Genomic DNA, 22,597 nt, shown 5'->3' on the forward strand with positions numbered 1-22,597 from the left:
CGACCGAAATAAGCAAGTCAACGACATAGGGTGGGCGCGATCACAACGGAGGTGAGCGGTGCCAGAGCGTCCCGACGACGAGACGACCCCGACGAGCGACCGGGGGGACCGGCAGCCACCCGAGCGACCGGACGAGCTGCTGCACCTGCGCGCAGCCGGCGTCAGCCTCGTCCTGGACCTCGCCGGCCTGCCGCGCGTGCTGCACTGGGGCGCCGACCTCGGCCCCCTCGACGGCGACGCGCTCGCGGACCTGCGGCTCGCCGGCCGCCCGGCACTCATGGGGTTCCCCGTCGACGGCGGCGTGGTGCCCGGCGTGCTGCCGCTGCAGGCGGACGGCTGGCTCGGCACCCCGGGCCTGACGGGCTCGCGCGCCGGCCGCTCCTGGTCGCCGGACTTCCGCGCCGGGGTCCCGCAGCTGACGCGCACGGGCGACGGCGGTGCCGTGCTCGTCGTGCCCGCCACCGACCCGGCCACCGCGCTGGCGCTCGAGCTCGTGCTCGAGCTCACGCCGCAGGGGCTCGTCCGGCAGCGCGCCACGCTCACCAACGCGGGCGACGACGTCTACGAGCTCGGCGGGCTGCTGCTCACCCTGCCGGTCCCGGTCCGGGCGACCACGCTGCTCGACTTCGGCGGGCACTGGGCGCGCGAGCGGTCACCGATCCGCACGGAGTTCACGCACGGCACGCGACTGCGCGAGAACCGCCGCGGACGCACCGGGTTCGACACCCCGTACGTGCTGGTCGCCGGGACCGAGGACCTCGCGCACCGCCGCGGCGAGGCGTGGGGCTGGCACGTCGCCTGGTCCGGGAACCACCGCAGCCTCGCGGAGCGCACGCACTACCACCCCGGGCTGCTGGGCGGCGGCGAGCTGCTGGCACCCGGCGAGGTCCGGCTGCAGCCCGGCGCGTCCTACACGAGCCCGTGGGTGTACGGCGCGTACGGCGAGCAGGGGCTGGACTCCCTCGCCTCGCGGTTCCACACCTGGCTCCGTGCGCGTCCGCAGCACCCGCACAGCCCGCGCCCGGTCACGCTCAACACGTGGGAGGCGGTCTACTTCCAGCACGACCTGGGCCGGCTCGTCGAGCTGGCGGACGCGGCGGCGGCCGTCGGGGCGGAGCGCTTCGTCCTGGACGACGGGTGGTTCGGCTCGCGACGTGACGACCGCCGGGGCCTCGGCGACTGGTACGTGTCCGACGAGGTGTGGCCCGACGGGCTGCACCCGCTCATCGAGCACGTGACCGGGCTGGGCATGCAGTTCGGGCTCTGGGTCGAGCCGGAGATGGTCAACCCCGACTCGGACCTCGCGCGTGCCCACCCCGACTGGATGCTGCGCCTGCCGGACCGCCTCCCGGGCGCCGCACGGTGGCAGCAGGTGCTCGACCTCGCGCGCCCCGAGGTGTTCGACCACATCCTCGGACGGCTCGACGCGCTGCTCAGTGAGAACGACATCGCGTACCTCAAGTGGGACCACAACCGTGACCTCGTCGACGCCGGTCACGGGTCCGACGGCGTGCCCGGCGTGCACGGGCAGACGCTCGCCGTCTACCGCCTCCTCGACGCGCTGCGCGCGCGTCATCCGCGCGTCGAGATTGAGTCCTGCTCCTCCGGCGGTGCCCGGGTCGACCTGGAGATCCTCCAGCGCACCGACCGGGTCTGGGGGTCGGACTGCATCGACGCGCTCGAGCGACGCGCCATTCAGCCGTGGACGAACCTGCTCATCCCGCTGGAGCTCATCGGTGCGCACATCGGCTCCGGGACGGCCCACAGCACGGGCCGCAGCGCCACCCTCGGCTTCCGGGCCGGCACCGCGCTGTTCGGCCACCTGGGCATCGAGTGGGACCTGCGGGAGGCCGACGAGGCGCAGCGCGCGGAGCTGGCGGCGTGGGTCGCGCTGTACAAGGAGGTGCGTGGTCTGCTGCACACCGGGGTCAGCGTGCACGCCGACCTGCCGGACCCGGCGTTCGAGGTGCACGGGGTGGTCGCCCAGGACGGGTCCGACGCGCTGTTCGCCGTCGCCGCGGTGGCGTCGTCCGCGCAGATGCCCGCGAACGCGGTGCCGCTGCCCGGCCTCGACCCCGACGCGACGTACCACGTGCGGCCCCAGGCTCCGGGCGACGTCATCACCCACGGCTGGAAGGCCCCGTGGTGGACGCCGCAGGGCGTCCGCGCGACGGGCCGCGTGCTCGAGCAGGTCGGGGTGCGGGCACCGCACCTCTCGCCCGAACGCCTCGTGCTGGTGCGCGCCACCCGCGTGGACTGACCGGCCGGGTGCACCGGCGCGCGCCCCGTGCGCCGGTGCACCCGCCACCCGCGCGGGCTCACCCGGACGCCGCAGCCCCGTCGCCGCTCGCGGGCGGCGGGGGGTGGCTAGGCTCGGTCGGGTCGCCACCCGGCGGCCGCACGGCGACGGGAGCAGGAGTGTGAACGCAGGCACGCCCGGCCCGCGCACCGGCAGTCGCAGCGCGATCCTCGACGTCATCCGTGCCGCCGGCACCATCAGCCGCGTCGAGCTGACCCGCGCCACCGGCCTGACGGCCGCGACGGTCTCGACCGTCGTCCGACGCCTGCTCGACGAGGGCCTGGTGGTCGAGGCCGGCCGCGCCGAGTCCACCGGCGGCAAGCCCCGGATGCTGCTGCAGCTCGACCCCGACGCGGGCTACGCCGTCGGCGTCCACCTGGACCACGCCGGCATCACGTACGTGATCGCGAACCTCGGCGGGCAGGTCGTGGCGCGGTGGCGGCGCCCGGGCGCCGGGTCCGACGACCCGCGGGACGTGGTCGGGCGCATCGCGGCGGAGGTCGCGGCCACCACCGCGCGCGTCGGGGTGGACGGGGACCGCCTGCTCGGGGTCGGCGTCGTGTCGCCCGGTCCGCTGTCGACCACCACCGGGATGACGCTGGCGCCGCCCGTCATGCAGCACTGGGCGGACTTCCCGCTGGCCGAGGCGATCGAGGACGCGGTCGGGCTACCCGTCCTGCTGGACAACGACGCGACGGCGGCAGCGCTGGGGGAGTACTGGTCCGGCGGCGTGCCGACCGGTGCGGTGTGCGCCGCGCTGTACATGGGCACCGGCATCGGGGCGGGGATCATCGTCGACGGGACGGTGTACCGCGGCCGGTCGTCGAACGCGGGCGAGATCGGGCACGTGTGCGTCGACGTCGACGGGCCGCCGTGCTGGTGCGGCTCGCGCGGGTGCGTCGAGGTGTTCGCCGGCCCCGCAGCCGTGGTCGCGCGGGCCGCCGAGGCCGGTATCGCGCTCCCGGGTCGGGGCGTGTCCGAGGACTTCGCGGCCCTGGCCCGGGCGGCGGCGCGCGGTGAGGAGGAGCCCGCGCGGCTCCTGGGGGAGTCGGCCCGGTACCTGGCCGCTGCCGCGCAGGTGCTCGCCAACGTGCTGGACCTCGACCTGCTGGTGCTGACGGGGGCGTCGTTCGCGCAGGCCGGCTCGCTCTACCTGCCGGTCGTCCAGCAGCGCCTGGCCGACGGGTTCTTCGCCCGCGCCACCCACCCGGTGCGGGTCACGATCTCCTCGCAGGCGTCCGAGGCGGCCGCCCTGGGCGGTGCCGCGCTGGTGCTGCAGGCGGAGGTGGCTCCTCGGCAGGCGGGGATGCGGATGGTCGTCGACACCCTGACCGAGCTGCCCGCGGGGTCCGGCGTCGCCTGACGCCGCGGCTCTCAGCCGAGCAGGCGGTCCAGCCCGGCCTCGGGGATCGGCGCCCAGGTGGGACGGTTGCGCGCCTCGTACACGGCCTCGTACAGCGTCTTGTCGAGCTCGAGCGCGCGCAGCAGCAGCGTGCTGGTCGGGTCGTCCGTCACGCCGTAGCCCGCGAGCAGGGCCGCCCGCGCGTCCGCGGTCCACGCGGCCGCGGGTGCGCCGCTCAGGCCCCCCACCGCTGCGGCGTAGTCGAACGACCGCAGCAGGCCCGCGACGTCCCGCAGCGCGAGGTCCGGCAGGACGCGGGCGGCCAACGGCGCCAGCGGCTCACCCTCGAAGTCGATGACGAACCAGCGGCCCGCCGAGCGCAGCACCTGCCCCAGGTGCAGGTCGCCGTGCACGCGCTGCCGCGCCGGCGTCGTGGGCAGGGCCGCGACCTGCGCGGCCACCGCCTGGACGGCGGGCTCCCGGTCCGCCAGCGACGGCACGGCGTCGACGGCCCACGCGAACCGCTCGTGCAGGGCCCGCGCGAGCGCCTCGCCGCCGGCCGGGTCGGGGTCCGCGCCGAACGCCCGGACCAGCGCCGCGTGCATCCCGGCGACGGTCTCGCCCAGCTCGGCGGCCGGACCGCTGAACGCGCGCCCCTCGCGGGCCCACCCGCACGCCAGCTCGAACCCGTCCTGCGCACCCGGGACGAACGCGCTCAGGACACCCAGGTAGCCGACCACGGGCTCGCCGTCGGGCCCTGGCCACCGCGCCTGCGACCACGCGAGGGGCGCCGGGACACCGTCCCACCCCGCCTCCACGAGCCGCCGCGGCACGTCGATGTCCGGGTTCTCGCCCGCGGCGACCGCACGCAGCACCTTGAGCATCCCCACCGGGGTGCCGTCCGGGGCGGGCAGCACGACCGACGTGTTCGACTGCTCGCCGGTCACCACGCGCGCGCCCGTCACGTCGACCTCGGCGCCCGGCCCGTCCGCCGCCGCGAGCCAGGCCCGCAGGAACCGGGCGTCGCCGGTCGCGTCCAGCACCGTGCGACCGCCGACCTCCCCGACGATCGACGCGCGGTCGGTCCCGACGGGCGCCGACCCGGCCAGCAGCACCAGCGGGACCTGCAGCAGCACGTCGCGCCCCGCGGCGTCGACCTGCACGAGCAGGATCCGCACGTCGTCGGTCAGGTGCACCGCACCCGCAGCCGACAGCCGCGCGTCGGACCCCTTGGCGGGGTACCAGCGGCGGTGCGGCAGCCACGCGTGGAGCAGCGCCACCAGCTCGTGGTCGACGTCGTCGGGGGCACGTGCGTCGAGGATCACGGCGCCGTCAGCTCCAGCCAGTAGAACTCGCGCGACCCGAGGGTGAACGTGATGGTGCCGTCGTCGCGCACGTCGGGGAAGTGCGCCCCGCCGAACACGTCGCGTGCGGACCAGCCGGCGTGCTCGGGGAGCGTCACCGTCGCCGCACGGGCCGTCGCCGCCAGGTTCGCCACCACGAGGACCGTCTCGTCCTCCGTGCGTCGCAGGAAGGTCAGCACCGCCTCGTTGTCGCAGGACACGACGTCGAACGTGCCGAGCCCCAGGGCGCGGTGCTGCCGGCGGACCGCCAGCATGCCGTGCACCCAGTGCAGCAGCGACGTCGGCTGGGCCAGCTGCGACTCCACGTTGACGTTGCCGTAGTGGTAGACGAGCGACTGCACCAGCGGCAGGTACAGCTTGCCCGGGTCCGCCGTGGAGAACCCGGCGTTGCGGTCCGGCGTCCACTGCATGGGCGTGCGCACCGCGTCACGGTCCGCGAGCCAGATGTTGTCGCCCATGCCGATCTCGTCGCCGTAGTACAGGCAGGGGCTGCCGGGCAGCGACAGCAGCAGCGCGTGCGCCAGCTCGATCTCCTTGCGGGAGTTGTCGAGCAGCGGTGCGAGGCGGCGGCGGATGCCGATGTTGGCGCGCATCCGGGAGTCCGGCGCGTACCAGCCGTACATCGACGCGCGCTCCTCGGTGGACACCATCTCGAGCGTGAGCTCGTCGTGGTTGCGCAGGAACGTGCTCCACTGCCCGCTCGCCGGGATCGGCGGGGTGTCCGCGAGGATGTCGACGATCTGCGTGGCCCGCTGGTCGCGCAGCGCGTAGTAGATGCGCGGCATGACGGGGAAGTGGAAGCACATGTGGCACTCCGGCTCCTCGTCGGTGCCGAAGTAGTGCACCACGTCCTCGGGCCACTGGTTGGCCTCGGCCAGCATGATGCGGCCCGGGAACTCCTCGTCGATCATCCGGCGGACCTTGCGCAGGAACTCGTGGGTCTCCGGCAGGTTCTCGCAGTTGGTGCCCTCGGCCTCGAACAGGTACGGCACGGCGTCGAGCCGGAAGCCGTCCACCCCGAGGTGCAGCCAGAACCGCGCGACGTCCATCATCGCGTCGACCACGCGCGGGTTCTCGAAGTTGAGGTCCGGCTGGTGGCTGAAGAACCGGTGCCAGAAGTACTGGCGCCGCACGGGGTCGAACGTCCAGTTCGACGTCTCGGTGTCCACGAAGATGATGCGGGCGTCGTGGTAGCGGGTGTTGTCGTCGCTCCACACGTAGAAGTCCCCGTACGGGCCGTCCGGGTCGGAGCGGGAGGCCTGGAACCACGGGTGCTGGTCGCTGGTGTGGTTCATCACGAGGTCGACGACGACCCGCATGCCGCGGCGGTGGCACTCGATGACGAGCATGCGGAAGTCGTCGAGCGTGCCGTACTGCGGCGCGACGGCCGTGTAGTCGGACACGTCGTACCCGCCGTCGCGCATGGGCGAGGGGTAGAACGGCGGCAGCCACAGGCAGTCCACGCCCAGCCACTGCAGGTAGTCGAGGCGCTGGATGAGACCGGGCAGGTCACCGCTGCCGTTGCCCGAGGCGTCCGCGAAGGTGCGCAGCATGACCTCGTAGAACACGGCCGTGCGGTACCACTCGGGGTCCGTGTCGCGCCCGCCCGAGGGCACCGGCGTCGGCACGTCGGGCTGCCGGCGACCGGGCAGCCCGGACAGGGCGATCGCCGCGGTCGTCGGGGGCGGCTCGAGGCGGGCGGGGACGGCGTCGGGTGACGGCATGGAGCCCGGGGGCGGGGTGCCCACCGGCGGCTCCGTGGACGTCGTCGGCGTGCCGAGCACCGGGGTCCGGGGCGTGCGGGGATCGCCCGACGCGGAGGCGGCACCCTCCGGGGGCGGGAGCACGGGCCTCATCGTGCCCCGTGCGGGTGCTCGAGGTGGACCACGTGCGCGACGCTGACCATCGGGTCGAGCCGGACGTAGACCTGGTCGGACCAGGCGTACGTGTCGCCGGACAGCGCGTCGTGCGCAGCCACCGGCCGGTCGACGGGCAGGCCGAAGGCGGTCAGGTCCAGGTGGACCACACCCTCCCGGGCGTGGTGCGGGTCGATGTTCACGACCACCACCACGGTGTCCGGCCGGCCCGTGGGCGAGTGGGCGGCGTCGAGGTGGCGCGAGAAGCACACGAGCGCGTCGTCGGTCGTGGGGTGCACCCGCACGTCGCGCAGCTGCTGCAGCGCCGGGTGCGCGCGCCGGATCTCGTTGAGGCGCCCCAGGAGCAGGGCGATCCCGAGGTCGTCGGCGCGGGCCCAGTCCCGCGGGCGGAACTCGTACTTCTCGTTGTCGATCTGCTCCTCGACCCCGGGCCGCGGCACGTTCTCGACCAGCTCGTAACCGGAGTACACGCCCCAGGTGGGCGAGCCCGTCGCCGCCAGCACGGCCCGCACGGCGAAGCCGGGGACCCCGCCCTGCTGCAGGTACGGCGGCAGGATGTCGTGCGTCGTCGGCCAGAAGCTCGGGCGCAGCCAGGCCGCCTCCTCGCCGCCGACCCGGGCGAGGTACTCCTCGAGCTCCGCCTTGGTGTTGCGCCAGGTGAAGTACGTGTACGACTGGTGGAAGCCGACCTTCGCCAGCGTCAGCATCATCGCCGGGCGGGTGAACGCCTCGGACAGGAAGATCACCTCGGGGTGCGACGCGTTGACGTCCGCCAGCAGCCGCTGCCAGAACGACAGCGGCTTGGTGTGCGGGTTGTCGACCCGGAACGCCGTCACCCCGTGGTCGATCCACACCTGCAGGACCCGGCGGACCTCGGCGTAGATCCCCTCGGGGTCGTTGTCGAAGTTCAGGGGGTAGATGTCCTGGTACTTCTTGGGCGGGTTCTCCGCGTGGGCGATCGTGCCGTCGGCCCGCGTGGTGAACCACTCCGGGTGCTCGGTGACCCACGGGTGGTCCGGCGAGGCCTGCAGCGCGAGGTCGAGCGCGACCTCCAGGCCCAGCGAGCGGGCCCGCGCGACGAAGGCGTCGAAGTCGTCGAACGTGCCGAGCGTCGGCTCGATGGCGTCGTGCCCGCCGTCCGGGGAGCCGATGGCGTAGGGCGAGCCGGGGTCGCCGGGCAGCGCGGCCAGGGCGTTGTTGCGGCCCTTGCGGTGCGTGGTGCCGATGGGGTGGATCGGCGTGAGGTACACGACGTCGAAGCCCATCGCCGCGATGCGCGGCAGCTGGTTCGCCGCCGTGCGCAGCGTGCCCGACGTCCACCGCCGGGTGGCCTCGTCGTACGTCGCGCCGTGCGACCGGGGGAACATCTCGTACCACGACCCGGTGAGCGCCAGCCGACGGTGCACGACCAGGGGGTAGGCCCGCGACCGGGTGACCATGTCGCGCAGGGGCGCGCGGTCGAGCACCTCACGGACCTCGGGCGCCAGCGCCGCGGCGAGCCGGGCGAGCGGGGGACGGGACGTGTCGCGCAGCCCGGCGACGGCGTCGAGGAGGACGCGGGCGTCGCGCGGGCGCATCGCGTCCTCGCCGGTGCGGCCGGCGGCGCGCTGGAGCACGAGCTCGCCCTCGGTGAGCATGAGCTCGACGTCGATGCCCGCCTCGACCTTGATCGCGGCGTCGTGCGCCCAGGTGCCGTACGGGTCGGACCAGCCCTCGACGCGGAAGGACCACTCGCCCTCGGCGTCCGGGACCAGGCGTGCCTCGTACCGGTCGAGGCCGGGCGCGATGTCGACCATGCGGGCCACGGAGTGGACCGAGCCGTCGGGCCGCAGCAGCACCGCGGTCGCGCCCAGCGCGTCGTGGCCCTCGCGGATCACGGTCGCCCGCACGGGCACCGCCTCGCCCACCGCCGCCTTCGCGGGGAAGCGTCCCTCCTCGGCGACGGGGGAGACGTCGAGCACCGGGATGCGACCCACGGGCACCACGGGCACCACGGGCACGGGAGCGTCCGTGGTCGGGGTCACGTCGGGCTGCGGGGGCAGTACGGGGGCGACGGCACGTGCGGGGCCGGGGGATGTGGCCGGTGACGTGCGACGAGAGCGGCGGGGAGTCGTCACGGTCCCGAACCTATCCGCCCTGCAGGGGTGGTGGCATCCGGTGGGCGGCGCGTCGGCCGCCGCGCCGCGCCGCGGGCCCCGGCTCGCGGTCGGGAAGCCGGACGGGCGTCCGGGTCGGACGTCCAGAACCGCTGTGCGATCCGTCCGTTCTGCGTAGTCTGCGCGCGTGAGAGCCATCCGCCGGTTCACCGTCCGCACCCTCCTGCCTGCACCGCTGGCCGAGCTCGAGGAGCTCGCGCACGACCTGCGGTGGGCCTGGCACCCGCCGACGCGCGCCGTCCTCGCCGACCTCGACCCGGCGGCCTGGTCCCGCGTGGGAGGCGACCCCGCCGCCCTGCTCGACGCGCTCGAGCCGGAGCGGCTCGCGGCCGCCGCCGCGGACCCCGCGCTGGTGGCCCGCGTCCGGGCGGCGGCGGCCGACCTGCGGGCTTACCGCACGGGACCACGGTGGTACCAGGGCCAGAGCGGGGCCGCGCTGCCCGCCGCCGTCGCGTGGTTCCCGCCCGGCCCCGACGACGCCCCCGCAGCCGCGCCGGACGACCCGGCGCCGAACGCCCCGGCACCCGGCGACCCGGCCCCCCACAGCCTGGAGGCCCTCGCGAGCGACCACCTGCGCGCGGCGTCCGACCTGGGCGTCCCCCTGGTCGCCGTCGGGCTGGTCGACGACCTGCCGCGCGGGGCGACGGACGGCACCCGGGACACCGGCCCTGGCGCGACCCGGTCGGCCGCTCGGGACGGCGGCGCCGCGCCGCTGCTGCGGGAGCCCGACGGGACGCCGGTCGTCGTGCAGGTCGCAACCCCCGGGGGTGGTGCGCTGGGCGCCCGGGTCCGCGTCGCCCGTGCCGGGCGCGTCCCCGTGCTGCTGCTGGACCCCACGACGCCGGGGACCACGGCGGCCGGGGCGCGTGCCGCTGCGGGGTCCGCCGCGGACCGTCGGCTCGAGCGGGCGCTGCTGCGGGGGGTCGGCGGGCTGCGGGCGGTGCGGGCCCACGCGCGTCTCACCGGTGCGCCGCAGCCCGAGGTGGTGCACGCCGGCGGCGCGCACGCCGGGTTCGTCGGGCTGGAGCGGGTGCGCGAGCTCGTCGCCGGCGGCGCGACGTACGACGTCGCGCTCGAGCTGGTCAGGGCGACGTCCGTCCTCGCCGTGCAGGTCCCCGGTCCGGCGACGCTGCTCGACGGCGCGCTGGTGGCCGAGCACCTCGCGGCGCTCGACCCCGCCGGCGACCTGCCCGTGACCGACGTCCTGACGCTCGGCGCACGCGCCGGGGACGGTGTCGGCACCCCCGTCGACACCGCCGTCGACACCGCCGTCCTCGCGCTGCGCCTGGCCGACCGCGCGAGCGGCGACTCCCGCCGCCACGGCCGCGCGTGCCGCGAGGCCTTCGCCGACCTGTGGCCGGGCTTCGACCCCCAGGAGGTCCCGATCGGCTCGGTCACCGCCGGCGTGCACGCGCCCACGTGGGTCGCGCCCGAGGTGACGGACCTGGGCGCCCGCCGGATGAGCGCGCGCGACCTGGCCACCGGCGCCGGCTGGGACGCCGGCGGGCCCGTCGAGGACGCGGAGCTCTGGGAGCTCCGTCGTCGGCTGCGCGCGCGGCTGGTCGACCTGCTCCCGGGCGGGGCGGACGGACCGCGCGGGTCGGCGCCCGGTGCCGACGAGGTGCTCACCGTGGGAGTGGTGCACCGGCCGTCGTCGGGTGCACCCCTGGACCTGCTCCTCGCCGACCCGGAGCGCCTGGTCGCGCTGCTGCTCGACGCGGCCCGCCCCGTGCGCCTGGTCGTCGCCGCCCCGCCGGGCGGCGTCCCCGCCGGGCTCGCCGCGCTCGCGGACCGGCCCGACCTGGGCGACCGGCTCGTCGTCCTCACCGACGCCTCGTGCGACGTGGTCCGCGCGCTCCATGCCGGCTGCGACGTGTGGCTCGACACGCCCGTGGACCCGTCGGGGGCGAGCACCCCGTCGGGGATGCGCGCGGCGCTCAACGGCGTCCTCACCGTCGCGGTGCGCGACGGCTGGTGGGACGAGTGGTACGACGGCGAGGACGGCTGGGCGCTGCCGCGGCCCGCGCCCGACGAGGGTGACGAGGCGACGTCGCAGCGCGCCGCGGCTCTGCACGACCTCCTCGCGGAGCAGGTGCTGACCTGCTTCCACGACCGGGACGGTGACGGGCTGCCGCGCCGCTGGCTGGCGACGGTCCGACGCACGCTCGTCAGCCTCGCGCCCAAGGTGCAGGCGACGCGCATGGTCGCCGACCACGTCGCGCACCTCTACGCGCCTGCCGCCGCGGCGGGCGCGGCCCTCGCCGCCGACGACCTCGCCAGTGCCGTCGCGCTCGCCGGCTGGCGGTCGCGGGTCCGGGCCGCGTGGCCGGGTGTCGCCGTCGACGACGTCGAGGTCACGGGCGCCGGCACGCCGCCGCGGGTCGGTGACGTGCTGCGCGTGCGGGCGTCGGTCACGCTCGGCGGCCTGCTGCCCGACGACGTCGCGGTGCAGGTGCTGCACGGGCCGGTCGGCCCGGACGACGAGATCACGGACCTGCACGTCGCGGCCCTGACGCCGGTGGCTCCCGCCCCCGGCGCGCCGGACGGCGGCGCCGACGCGGAGCCGGTCGGCGCCGGCGGCGCGGAGCCGGACGGCGACGGCCGGGCCGGGGACGGGCGGTACGCGTACGTCGGGGAGGTCGGGCTGACGCGCACCGGACCGTTCGGGTGGACCGTGCGGGTGGTGCCCCGGCACGACGCGCTGACGTCGGTGGCCGCGACCGGGCTGGTGGCGACCGCGGGCTGACCGGACGGCGTGCTCAGCCGGCCGCGAGGGCGCGCCCCGTGGTGCGTCCGGTGAACAGGCAGCCGCCGAGGAACGTCCCCTCCAGGGCCCGGTGGCCGTGGACGCCGCCACCGCCGAACCCGGCGGCCTCGCCCACCGCCCACAGCCCCGGCAGCACCTCCCCGTCGGGGCGCAGCACGCGCCCCTCGAGGTCCGTGGCGAGCCCGCCGAGGGTCTTGCGGGTGAGGACCGACAGCCGCACGGCGTACAGGGGCCCGTGCTCCGGGTCGAGCAGGCGGTGCGGCGGCGCGACCCGCACGGCCCGGTCGACGACGTACCGGCGGGCTGTCGCGGTCGCGACGACCTGCAGGTCCTTGCCCAGGCCCGTGGCCACCTGGGCGTCACGCGCCGCGATCGTGGCGGCGAGCGAGTCCGGGTCGATGCGGTCCGTGCCCGTCAGCGCGTTCATGCCTGCCGCGAGGCCCACCGGTGTGGTCGCCGTGACGAACTCCGGCGACCGCTGCGCGAACGCCTCGACCGGGCCGACCGCCCCCGCACGCACGCGCTGCAGCAGGAGCCGCAGGTCACGGCCCGTGAGGTCCGGGTTCTGCTCGGAGCCGGACAGTGCGAGCTCCTTGCCGAGGATCGTGCGGTCGAGCACGAACCACGAGTGGTCGTGCCCGTGCGACGTGAGGTGGGTGAGCGTGCCCAGGGAGTCGAACCCGGGGAACAGCGGGGCCGGCAGCCGTCGGCCGTCGGCGTCCAGCCACAGCGAGCTGGGTCCCGGCAGGATCCGGATGCCGTGCGCCGTCCACACCGGGGAGTGGTGGGCGACGCCCTCCGGGTAGTGCCACATGCGGCCGGCGTGGGCCACGTGCGCGCCGGCCGCGCGGGCCGCCGCGATGCCGGAGCCGTCCACGTGGTCGGGCACGCCGGAGAGCAGGCGCGCCGGGAGGGGGCCGGCCGCGACGGGCCACGTGGCGCGCACCAGGTCGTGGGCGGCACCGATGCCCCCGGTCGCCACGACCACAGCGGGGGCGTCGACCTCGAACGGACGCAGTACGGCCCGCGACGACGGCACGCCGCGGGCCGCACGGTCGGGTGCCAGCACGTCCCCCCGGACGCCGGTCACACGCCCGTCCGTCGTGGTCAGCGCGGTGACCCGGTGGCGGAACCGCACCTCGACGAGCCCGTCGCGGTGCCCGTCCAGCAGCGTCCGGACGAACGGCTCGAGGACCGCGGGACCGGTGCCCCACGTGACGTGGAACCGCGGCACGGAGTTGCCGTGGCCGTCGGCCAGGTAACCGCCACGCTCCGCCCACTGCACCAGCGGGAACCAGCGCACGCCCTGGCCGTGCAGCCACGACCGCATCCCCCCGGCGGCGAACTCGACGAACGCCTCCGCCCAGGCCCGCCCCCAGCGGTCGGACCCGTCGTCGGCGAACGCCGCCGACCCGAGCCAGTCCGCGAGCGCCAGCTCGGCGCTGTCCCGGACGCCCAGACGCCGCTGCTCGGGGGAGTCGACCAGGAACAGCCCGCCGAACGACCACCACGCCTGCCCGCCGAGGCCCGCGGGCGGCTCCGCGTCCAGCAGGAGCACGCGGCGCCCGGCCCGCAGCAGCTCGGCGGTGGTGACCAGGCCCGCGAGCCCGGCACCGACGACCACGACGTCGTGGGGGTGCGTCATGGCGGCACGCTACCGCCGCCGAGGGCCGGCGTCAGGGGCGCACGTACACCCGCATGCTCAGCGGCTCGACCGTCGTCACCGCACCCCCCGGCGGGTGCAGGCCGCCGGAGATCGCCACGGTCGAGACCTCGGACGGGTGCTCCCACACGGAGTCCCACGCGAGCCGCCACGGCCGCTCGTCGCCCGCCACGAGCCGCACCTCGGCGGCGTCGAGCGCCCCGTTGACGACGAGGAGCACCTGGTCGTCGTGGGGTGCGGGTGCGACCCGGACCATCTGGAACGTGCGGACGCCCGCGTCGTGCCAGCGGGCGTGGTCGAACTCGACGCCGTCCGTGCCGTACCAGCCGAGGTCCGGCGGCCCGCCGGGTACCCAGGGGCTCCCGGAGTAGAACGTCTGGGTGCTCAGGGCCGGGTGGCTGTGCCGCAGGGCCATGAGGTGCCGGGTGGTCGCGAGCAGCGACGTCCGCCACGGCGCCAGGTCCCAGTCGACCCAGGAGATCTCGTTGTCCTGGCAGTACGCGTTGTTGTTGCCCCGCTGCGTGCGCCCCATCTCGTCGCCCGCCGTGATCATCGGGGTCCCGGCGGACAGCACGAGCGTGGCGAACAGGTTGCGCAGCGACCGGCGGCGCAGCGGCGCGATGTCGGCGGCGGGGGAGTCGCGCTGCACGGGACCCTCGACGCCGTGGTTCCACGACCGGTTGTCGTCCGAGCCGTCGCGGTTCTGCTCGCCGTTGGCGGTGTTGTGCTTGTGCTCGTAGGCGACGAGGTCCGCCAGCGTGAAGCCGTCGTGCGCCGTCACGTAGTTCACCGACGCGCGCGGGCCACGGGCCAGGCCGGGTGACCCGCCGCCGAACAGGTCGACCGACCCCGACAGGCGCGTGGCGAGCTCGCGCACCCGGTCCCCGGGCAGGCCGTGCGCGGCGCGGCCGGGGTCGGCGAGCCAGAAGGAGCGCACCGCGTTGCGGAACTTGTCGTTCCACTCCGCGAAGGGCGGCGGGAACTGCCCGGTCCGCCAGCCGCCCGGGCCGACGTCCCAGGGCTCCGCGACGAGCTTGAGCCCGGCGAGCCGCGGGTCGGTCGCCGCCGCCACGTACGTCGCGTGGTCGGCGCGGAACCCGTCGGTGCCCCGTCCGAGGGTGACCGCGAGGTCGAACCGGAACCCGTCGACGCCGACGACGTCCGCCCAGTAGCGCAGCGAGTCCAGGGTCATTTGGACCACGCCGGTGCGGCGGAAGTCCAGGGAGTTGCCGGTCCCCGTCACGTCGGCGAGCGTCGCCGGGACCGCGCCGCCGTGCGCGTAGTAGTAGGCGTTGTCCAGGCCGCGCCAGGACACGTGCTGCCCGTCCGTGCCGCCCTCGCAGGTGTGGTTGTAGACGACGTCGAGCAGCACCTCGAGCCCGGCCTCGTGCAGCGCGTGGACCGTCGCGCGCAGCTCCGCGAGCACGGCCGCCGGGCCCGCCGCGCGGGCCGCCGCCGTGGCGTACGCCGCGTGCGGCGCGAAGAAGCCGAGCGTCGAGTAGCCCCAGTAGTTGGTCAGGCCCTTGGCCACCAGGTGCGGCTCGGACGTGAACGCGTGGATCGGCAGCAGCTCGATCGCGGTGACGCCCAGCCCGAGGAGGTGGTCGATCACGGCGGGGTGGGCGAGGCCCGCGTACGTGCCGCGCAGCTCCTCCGGCAGGGCGGGGTGCAGGCGGGTCAGGCCCTTGGTGTGCGCCTCGTAGACGACCGTGCGCGACCACGGCGTCCAGGGGCGGTTGGCCGCCGGGTCGGGCCCGGGCAGCGCACGCGTGTCGACGACGACGCCGTGCGGCACGTGCGCGGCGCTGTCGCGGTCGTCCGGCGGGCCGTAGGGGTTGCCCGTCAGGTCGCTCGCCACGACGTGGCCGTACGTCTCCGGGCCGTAGCCCAGGTCGCCCACGAGGCCCCGGGCGTACGGGTCGACCAGCAGCTTGGCGGGGTTGTACCGCAGGCCGTAGGCGGGCTCCCACGGGCCGTGCGCCCGCAGGCCGTAGCGCTGCCCGGGCCGGACCCCCGGCACCGACGCGGTCCAGTGGCCCAGCCGCGGGCCCGACAGCGGCACGCGGCGCTCCGTGGGGGCGTCCAGGGGGCCGTCGAGCAGGCAGAGCTCGACCGCGGTGGCGTGGGGGGCGAGGACGCCCACGTCGACACCCGTGTCGGTGACGTGGACGCCGAGGCGGTACGGCCCGTGCGCTCGGCCGGTCGTCGTGGGGTCGGTCACCCCCACATCGTGCCAGCAGGACGGTCCGGTCCGTGTCGGCGGTGTTTCCAGCAGGCGACACGGACCGGGAGCGTCGGGCCCTGCGGGAGGTAACGTTCGGGGGGTGAGGATCGTCGTCTGCGTGAAGTTCGTCCCCGACATCCAGTCCGACCGGCAGCTCGGTCCCGACGGGCGCGTCGTGCGCGACGGCGGTGACGGCACCCTCAACGAGCTCGACGAGAACGCCGTCGAGGCCGCGCTCACGCTGGCCGAGGAGCACGACGGCGAGGTCGTCGTGCTGACCGTGGGCCCGGACGACGCCGTCGACGCGGTCCGCAAGGGCCTGCAGATGGGCGCCGACGAGGCGGTGCACGTGCTGGACGACGACGTGGCCGGCTCGGACGCGATCGGGACCGCGACGGTCCTGGCCGCGGCGGTGCGTCACCTGGCCGCGGACTCCCCGGTCGACCTGGTCGTCACCGGCATGGCGGGACTCGACGGCCTGACGTCGCTGCTCCCGGCCGCGCTGGCCGAGGAGCTCGACCTGCCCGCCCTGCCCCTGGCGTCGGCGCTCACCGTCGACCCGCAGGCGCGGACCGTGACGGCCACGCGCCGCCTGGACCACGCGACCGAGACGCTGCAGGCGCCGCTGCCGGCCCTGGTGTCGGTCACGGACGGCATCAACGAGCCGCGCTACCCGAACTTCAAGGGGATCATGGCGGCCCGCAAGAAGCCCGTCACCACCCTGACCCTCGCCGACCTGGGCGTCGACCCCGCCACGGTCGGCGCCGCGGGCGCCCGCACGCAGGTGCTCGAGGCGGCGCCGCGCCCGCCGCGGGAGGACCGTGTGCTCGTCACCGACACGGGCGACGCCGGCACCCGGCTGGCCGCCTGGCTCGTCGAGCGCAAGCTCGTCTGACGCCGGCCCGCCCCACCCCCGTCACCCCGCACCACCCGGAGGACCCGCCGTGACCGCCACCCCCGTGCTCGTCCTGCTCGACCACGCCGCCGACGGCACGCTGCGCCCGCCGGTGCGCGAGCTGCTGACCCTCGCGCGGGAGCTGGCCGGCGACGCCGGTGTGCACGGCGTGTGGGCCGGTGCCGAGGACGTCGCCGGGGCGCTGCCCGTGCTCGCGGCGCAGGGCGTGAGCACGGTGCACCGTCTGGTGGCCGACGCCGACCCGCACCTCTCGGCCGTGCTGGCCGACGGCCTGCAGGCCGCGCTCGCGGCCTCGGGCGCCACGGTGCTGCTGCTCGTCTCCTCCTTCGAGAACAAGGAGGCGGCGGCGCGCGTGGCCGTGCGCACCGGCGCGGGGGTCGTCACGGACGCCGACGGCGTCGTGCTCGAGGACGGGCGCGTCGTCGCGCACAAGACCGTGCTGGCCGGCACGTGGACCACGCGGTGCGCCGTGACCGCGCCCCGCGCGGTGGTCACCGTCAAGGCGAACTCGGTGACCGCGCAGGACGCCGCGGTCCCGTCCACGCCGGCCGTCGTCGACCTGCCGGTCGAGGTGCGCCCCGGCTCGACCCGCGTGCACCTCGTCGAGCGCACCGAGCACGCCGACTCGGGCCGCCCGGACCTCGGCTCGGCCCACGTCGTGGTGGTCGGGGGGCGCGGCACCGAGGGTGACTTCTCGGTGGTCGAGGAGCTGGCCGACGTGCTCGGGGGTGCCGTGGGCGCCACCCGCGTCGCCACGGACGAGGGCTGGATCGCGCACGACGCGCAGATCGGGCAGACCGGCGTGACCGTGTCGCCGCGCCTCTACATCGGGGCCGGCGTGTCCGGGGCGGTGCACCACCGCGGCGGCATGCAGGCGTCCGGGACGATCGTCGCGGTGAACAACGACCCCGACGCGCCGATCTTCGAGATCGCCGACTTCGGTGTGGTCGGCGACCTGTTCACGGTGCTGCCGCAGGCGGCGGCGGAGCTGCGTCGCCTGCAGGGCTGAGCGCGCCGGCACCGGGGCCGGCGCGGCCGCGGGGTCAGCTCAGGTCGCGCAGCCAGCGCAGCGTGGCACCCGCCTGCGCGGCCTGGAAGGCGCGCAGGTTGGGGATGCCGGTCGGCGACGGCTGTGCGGACGACCAGGCGAAGTACCCGGCCAGTCCGGCCAGTGCCGACCGCAGGTCGTCGGCGCCCACACCCTGAGCCGCCTCGCTGCTGGCGAAGAGCGCGGCCGGGTCGCTACCGGCACCGCCCTGGAGCATGACGCTCGGCAGCATGAACGCGAGGTCGATCCACGGTGCCCCGACGCACGCGTGGGGCCAGTCGATGAGCCACACGCGGTCGTGGCCGTCCTCGATCATGAGGTTGTCCGCCCGCAGGTCCCCGTGCACCAGGGAGTCGCCGGCGCACACCCGCAGGGCGTCCTGCTCCCACGCGACCAGCTCGTCCAGGTGGTCCAGCGCCCAGCGGCCCGGCTCCTCGAGCAGCTCGGCCACGTGCTCGCGCTGCTGCGGCGTGCCGCGCAGCATCGAGCGCCACCCCGTGAAGTCCTCGGCCAGCAGGTCGTCGGCCCGCGGCAGGTCGTGGCCGGGCGCGGGGGTGCAGCGCGCCAGGTCGTCGAGCGCGCGGAGCACCAGCGCGAGGTCGTCCGAGCGCCACGGCAGCTCCGGGGACCGTCCGTGCACCGCGTCGAAGCCGAGCAGGACCCAGTGGCCGTCGTCGTCCCACCAGCGCAGCGCGGGCGCGGGCACCTCGGGGGGCAGCGCACGCGCGGCGCGGATCTCGGCCCGCGCGAGGTCCGGCGAGTGCGGGTTCTGGTCCGCCGAGACGGCCTTCACGAAGACGGCGCGACCGTCGGTGAGCTCCAGGACCGCGCAGAACCCGGGCGAGAACCCGCTGGTGGCCGACATCTCGGCGGTCACGCGGGCACCGGCCAGCGTCTCGATGCGCTCGCGCACCGCACGCGGCAGGTCACGCCAGTCCAGCCGCTGGCCGCCGAAGGCGAGCGGCAGCGCCATGACGTCGTCGGCACTCACCCCCACATCCTGCAGCATCCCGGACCGGTCCACGGCACTCCGGGCACTCTCGTGCGGGCGAACGTGGGCCGAGGACGGGCGGATCCGGACGAACCGGGCGGACGTGAGCGCCCGGGGCGGACCCCGGGCGTTCGTAGACTGTCGGGGTGAGTGCACCCCGCACCCGCGCGGTCTACCTCGACCACGCGGCGACCACCTCGATGCGCCCCGCGGCGCTCGCCGCCCTGACGGCCGGGCTCGCGCGCACCGGCAACCCCTCGTCGCTGCACACGGCGGGGCGGGCGGCGCGCCGGACCGTCGAGGAGGCCCGCGAGCAGGTCGCGGCGTCCCTGGGCGCACGGCCGAGCGAGGTGGTGTGGACCGCGGGCGGCACCGAGGCCGACAACCTGGCGGTCAAGGGGCTGTTCTGGGCGCGGCGCACGCAGGACCCGTCGCGCCGGCGCGTCGTGGTGTCCGCGGTCGAGCACCACGCGGTCCTCGACCCCGCCTTCTGGCTCGCCGAGCACGCCGGCGCGGAGCTCGCGCTGCTGCCCGTGGACGGCGAGGGTCGCGTGGACCTCGACGCGCTGCGCGCCGAGCTCGAGGAGCACGGGGACGCGGTGGCGCTCGTCTCGGTGATGTGGGCCAACAACGAGGTGGGCACGCTGCAGCCGCTGGAGCAGGTCGTCGGCCTCGCGCACCGGTACGGCGTCCCCGTGCACGCGGACGCGGTGCAGGCGGTCGGGCAGGTCCCGGTCGACCTGCGCGCGTCCGGGGTCGACGCGCTGACGGTGAGCGGTCACAAGGTCGGCGGGCCCGGCGCCACCGGCGCCCTGCTGGCGCGCCGCGGTCTCGACCTCACCCCCGTGCTGCACGGGGGCGGGCAGGAGCGCGGCGTGCGGTCCGGCACGCTCGACCCCGCGCTGCTGGCGGCGTTCGCGGCCGCGGTGGACGAGGCGGTGACGACGCGCGAGGACCACGCCGCGCGCGTCGGGGCGCTGCGCGACGACCTGGTGCGGCGCGTGCTGGCGGCCGTCCCCGGCGCGACGCTGCGTGGCCCTGCCGACGCCTCTCACCGCCTGCCCGGCAACGCCCACCTGACGTTCGCGGGCTGCGAGGGCGACTCCCTGCTGTACCTGCTCGACGCGGCGGGGGTCGAGGCGTCCACGGGCTCCGCGTGCCAGGCCGGCGTGCCGCGGCCGTCGCACGTGCTGCTCGCGATGGGCGTCGGCGAGGACGACGCGCGCGGTGCGCTGCGGTTCTCGTTCGGCGCCACCTCGACGGCCGACGACGTCGACGCCGTGGTCGACGTGCTGCCCGGCGCGGTCGAGCGGGCGCGGGCCGCGGGGCTGTCGATGGCGGTGGGGGCCTGATGCGCGTGCTGGCGGCCATGTCCGGCGGTGTGGACTCCGCGGTGGCGGCGGCCCGCGCCGTCGACGCGGGCCACGACGTGGTGGGCGTGCACATGGCGCTGTCGCGCACGCCCGCCCAGGAGCGCACCGGGTCGCGCGGCTGCTGCTCGATCGAGGACGCGTCCGACGCGCGCCGCGCCGCCGACGTGCTGGGCATCCCGTACTACGTCTGGGACATGTCCGAGCGCTTCGAGGCGACGGTCGTGGCGGACTTCCTGTCCGAGTACGCGGCGGGGCGCACCCCCAACCCGTGCGTGCGGTGCAACGAGCACGTGAAGTTCGCGGCGCTGCTGGACAAGGCGGTCGCGCTCGGCTTCGACGCCGTGTGCACCGGCCACTACGCGCGGGTGGTCGAGGGCGCCGACGGCGTCCGCGAGCTGCACCGCGCCGCCGACGCGGCCAAGGACCAGTCCTACGTGCTGGCCGTCATGGGCCCCGAGCGGCTGGCGCGCGCGGTGTTCCCGCTGGGGGACGTCACGTCGAAGGCCGAGGTGCGCGCCGAGGCCGTCGCGCGGGGCCTGTCGGTCGCCGCCAAGCCCGACTCGTACGACATCTGCTTCGTCGCCGACGGGGACACCCAGGGCTTCCTGCGCCGCGCGCTCGGGGAGCAGCCCGGCGACATCGTCGACGAGGACGGTGCCGTGGTGGGGACGCACGACGGCGCCTACGCCTACACGGTGGGGCAGCGGCGTGGTCTGTCGCTGGGCCGCCCCGCGCCCGACGGCCGGCCGCGGTACGTGCTCGCGGTCGAGCCGGTCCGGCGCCGCGTCGTCGTCGGGCCCGCGGAGCACCTCGACGTCGCGCACGTCCGCGGGGACGCCGCGGTCTGGTTCGGTGCCGTCCCGTCGGCGGGAACGTCGTGCACCGTCCAGGTGCGCGCGCACGGCGCCGACGTCCCGGCGCGGGTGCTCGCCGCCGACGCGGCGTCCGTGACCGTCGACGTCGCCGACGGGGGCGTCCGCGGGGTCGCCCCGGGGCAGTCCCTCGTGCTGTACGACGGTTCCCGGGTGCTGGGGCAGGCCACCGTGGCCGGGACGCGCACCGCCGCCGACCTGGCCGGTGCGGCATCGGACGGCGCCGCGTGACCGCGGTCAGCGGCGTCGGGCCGTGGCCCGGCACGGACGCGCTCGAGGCCGCGACCACGGTCGTCGGCGACCTGGGGGACACCCCGGCCGAGGTGGTGGGTCTGCCGTTCGCCGTGCTGCTGCCGGCGCGCGGGCCCTGGGGCGACGCGACCGGTGCGGCCGTCGCGCTGCTCGCGGACCTGCCCGCCGAGCTCGGACCGCACGGCTGGAAGCTCGCCGACCGGCCGGGCCGCGACCTGGCGCGCGCCCGCGCCCTGGCGCGGGAGGACCTCGACGCGCTCGCGGTGGCCGCCCACGGCTGGCCCGGCGGGCTCGTGCTGCCGGTGCTCGGGCCGTTCACGCTGGCCGCCGAGGTGTACCTGGCCCGCGGGGACCGCATCCTGTCCGACCCCGGGGCGGTGCGGGACACCGTCGCGTCGGCCGCGGAGGGCATCGCCGCCCGCGTCGCGGACGTGCGGCGCGTCCTGCCCGGCGCGGACGTGCGGGTGCTGCTGCGCGAGCCGCTGCTCGCGGCCGTGCTCGCGGGCGTGGTGCCGACGTTCAGCGGGCGGGCCCCGCTGCGGCGCGTCCCGCTCCCGGTGGTCGCCGACGGTCTGACCGCCGTCGCGGACACCGTGCGCGCCGCGGGTGCCTCCGCCGTGGTGGTGCACCCCGGGGCGTCGTGGTCGGCGCTCGGCGCGATCCGCGCCTCCGAGGCGGACGGCGCGGCGCTGGCGGTCGCGGACCTCGGCGAGCGCGGCTGGGAGGAGGTCGCGGGTCTGGTCGAGTCGGGGCGGTCCCTGTGGGCCGAGCTGCCCGCCCAGCGGTCGTCGCAGTGCGCCGGGCCTGACGTCGTGGGGCAGGCGGACGCGCTGACGCGGCCCTGGCGGGGCGTCGGCCTGCCGGCGGCCGCGCTGCGGGACGTCGTCCTGCTGGCCGGCGCACCACCCGAGCGGGCCACGCCCGACGACGCACGCGGTGCGCTCGCCGGCCTCGTGCGCGCCGCGAGCATCGTCGCCGAGAGAGCAGAGTCGTGAGCGCACCCACCCGTCGTCGTCCCCGTTCGCGCCGCCGCGCGCTCCTGCTGCTCGCCGCGTCGGGAGTGGCGCTCGTGGGCGTGCTGACGCTCGCGGGAGTCTGGCTCGGGCTGGGGGTGAACGCGCTGCGGGTCTCCGCGACCGGGGAGGAGCCCTGCCTCGTCGCCTCCGAGACCGACAGCGACGTGCGCATCCGCTTCGACCTCGTGCCCGCCCGTGCGCTGTGCGTGCGCGAGACGGGGACCGAGCGGGACGAGGTCGTCCTCGCCTCGGCACCGACGGGGGTCGTCGTCGGGGGGATCGTGTTCGCCGTCGTCGGGATCGCGGGCACCGTGCTGGTGCTGCTGCCCGCCCGTCGGCGCCCGGCGCCGCCGTCCGGTGACGTGCCGGCCGACCGGCCCGTGGGAGCCGCCGGCACCGGGTGAGGTTCGCGGCCGCAGGCCCCCGGCGGGCACGTC

The 22,597-nt window shown here is 76.4% G+C and carries 15 protein-coding genes; 9 read left to right on the forward strand and 6 right to left on the reverse strand.

The window, feature by feature from the left end; all coding sequences use genetic code 11:
* Positions 1-58 precede the first annotated feature (58 nt).
* On the forward strand, positions 59-2,260 hold the full coding sequence (locus KG103_RS05740; protein WP_207340877.1) for an alpha-galactosidase: 2,202 nt from the start codon (positions 59-61) through the stop codon (positions 2,258-2,260).
* Positions 2,261-2,420: 160 nt separating this feature from the next.
* Complete coding sequence (locus KG103_RS05745) at positions 2,421-3,662, forward strand: ROK family transcriptional regulator (protein ID WP_207340876.1); 1,242 nt, start codon at positions 2,421-2,423, stop codon at positions 3,660-3,662.
* A gap of 11 nt (positions 3,663-3,673) precedes the next feature.
* Here the strand turns inward: KG103_RS05745 and KG103_RS05750 are convergent, their stop codons facing one another.
* The 3 genes from KG103_RS05750 to KG103_RS05760 form a co-directional block, all read right to left on the reverse strand.
* Positions 3,674-4,966: a maltokinase N-terminal cap-like domain-containing protein gene (locus KG103_RS05750; protein ID WP_207340875.1), complete on the reverse strand. Its 1,293-nt coding sequence runs from the start codon at positions 4,964-4,966 to the stop codon at positions 3,674-3,676.
* Positions 4,963-6,729 carry a maltose alpha-D-glucosyltransferase gene (treS, locus tag KG103_RS05755; protein ID WP_207340886.1) on the reverse strand — a complete coding sequence of 589 codons (1,767 nt, stop codon included), beginning with the start codon at positions 6,727-6,729 and terminating at the stop codon, positions 4,963-4,965. The genes KG103_RS05750 and treS overlap by 4 nt, the downstream gene beginning before the upstream one ends.
* Before the next feature lie 128 nt (positions 6,730-6,857).
* Entirely contained in the window at positions 6,858-8,906 is a 2,049-nt protein-coding gene (locus KG103_RS05760) for an alpha-1,4-glucan--maltose-1-phosphate maltosyltransferase (protein ID WP_307860934.1), read from the reverse strand.
* Positions 8,907-9,165: 259 nt separating this feature from the next.
* Between KG103_RS05760 and glgP the strand changes: the two genes are divergently transcribed.
* Entirely contained in the window at positions 9,166-11,784 is a 2,619-nt protein-coding gene (gene glgP, locus KG103_RS05765) for an alpha-glucan family phosphorylase (protein ID WP_207340874.1), read from the forward strand.
* Between the two features lie 13 nt (positions 11,785-11,797).
* On the opposite strand, the gene KG103_RS05770 is transcribed toward glgP, so the two are convergent.
* Positions 11,798-13,450: an FAD-binding dehydrogenase gene (locus KG103_RS05770; protein WP_207340873.1), complete on the reverse strand. Its 1,653-nt coding sequence runs from the start codon at positions 13,448-13,450 to the stop codon at positions 11,798-11,800.
* 31 nt (positions 13,451-13,481) lie between these two features.
* On the reverse strand, positions 13,482-15,689 hold the full coding sequence (gene glgX, locus KG103_RS05775; protein WP_207340872.1) for a glycogen debranching protein GlgX: 2,208 nt from the start codon (positions 15,687-15,689) through the stop codon (positions 13,482-13,484).
* A 103-nt stretch (positions 15,690-15,792) separates the two neighbouring features.
* On the opposite strand from glgX, the gene KG103_RS05780 reads away from it, so the two are divergent.
* Together KG103_RS05780 and KG103_RS05785 are read left to right on the forward strand one after the other, a co-directional pair.
* Positions 15,793-16,587 carry an electron transfer flavoprotein subunit beta/FixA family protein gene (locus KG103_RS05780; RefSeq protein ID WP_207340871.1) on the forward strand — a complete coding sequence of 265 codons (795 nt, stop codon included), beginning with the start codon at positions 15,793-15,795 and terminating at the stop codon, positions 16,585-16,587.
* Between the two features lie 49 nt (positions 16,588-16,636).
* On the forward strand, positions 16,637-17,617 hold the full coding sequence (locus tag KG103_RS05785; RefSeq protein ID WP_207340870.1) for an electron transfer flavoprotein subunit alpha/FixB family protein: 981 nt from the start codon (positions 16,637-16,639) through the stop codon (positions 17,615-17,617).
* Between the two features lie 34 nt (positions 17,618-17,651).
* Here the strand turns inward: KG103_RS05785 and KG103_RS05790 are convergent, their stop codons facing one another.
* A complete protein-coding gene (locus tag KG103_RS05790) occupies positions 17,652-18,647 on the reverse strand; it encodes a phosphotransferase family protein (protein WP_207340869.1) in 996 nt (331 codons plus the stop codon).
* 146 nt (positions 18,648-18,793) lie between these two features.
* Between KG103_RS05790 and KG103_RS05795 the strand changes: the two genes are divergently transcribed.
* From KG103_RS05795 to KG103_RS05810, 4 genes are read left to right on the forward strand one after another with little or no spacing between them, the layout of a single operon-like run.
* On the forward strand, positions 18,794-19,999 hold the full coding sequence (locus KG103_RS05795; RefSeq protein WP_207340868.1) for a cysteine desulfurase family protein: 1,206 nt from the start codon (positions 18,794-18,796) through the stop codon (positions 19,997-19,999).
* On the forward strand, positions 19,999-21,123 hold the full coding sequence (mnmA, locus tag KG103_RS05800) for a tRNA 2-thiouridine(34) synthase MnmA (RefSeq protein WP_207340867.1): 1,125 nt from the start codon (positions 19,999-20,001) through the stop codon (positions 21,121-21,123). Before KG103_RS05795 ends, mnmA begins: the two co-directional genes overlap by 1 nt.
* On the forward strand, positions 21,120-22,139 hold the full coding sequence (locus KG103_RS05805) for a uroporphyrinogen decarboxylase/cobalamine-independent methonine synthase family protein (RefSeq protein ID WP_207340866.1): 1,020 nt from the start codon (positions 21,120-21,122) through the stop codon (positions 22,137-22,139). The genes mnmA and KG103_RS05805 overlap by 4 nt, the downstream gene beginning before the upstream one ends.
* Positions 22,136-22,564 (forward strand): hypothetical protein, encoded by a 429-nt coding sequence (locus tag KG103_RS05810; RefSeq protein ID WP_207340865.1) that lies wholly within the window; start codon positions 22,136-22,138, stop codon positions 22,562-22,564. The genes KG103_RS05805 and KG103_RS05810 overlap by 4 nt, the downstream gene beginning before the upstream one ends.
* The last annotated feature ends 33 nt before the right edge of the window (positions 22,565-22,597 follow it).

The organism is Cellulomonas wangleii, assembly GCF_018388445.1.
Classification (GTDB): domain Bacteria; phylum Actinomycetota; class Actinomycetes; order Actinomycetales; family Cellulomonadaceae; genus Cellulomonas; species Cellulomonas wangleii.

Bases quoted from the DNA above. Each gene is read 5' to 3' on its own strand.
- treS (WP_207340886.1), bottom strand. From the start codon at position 6,729: ATGCCGTCACCCGACGCCGTCCCCGCCCGCCTCGAGCCGCCCCCGACG.
- KG103_RS05770 (WP_207340873.1), bottom strand. From the start codon at position 13,450: ATGACGCACCCCCACGACGTCGTGGTCGTCGGTGCCGGGCTCGCGGGC.
- mnmA (WP_207340867.1), top strand. From the start codon at position 19,999: ATGCGCGTGCTGGCGGCCATGTCCGGCGGTGTGGACTCCGCGGTGGCG.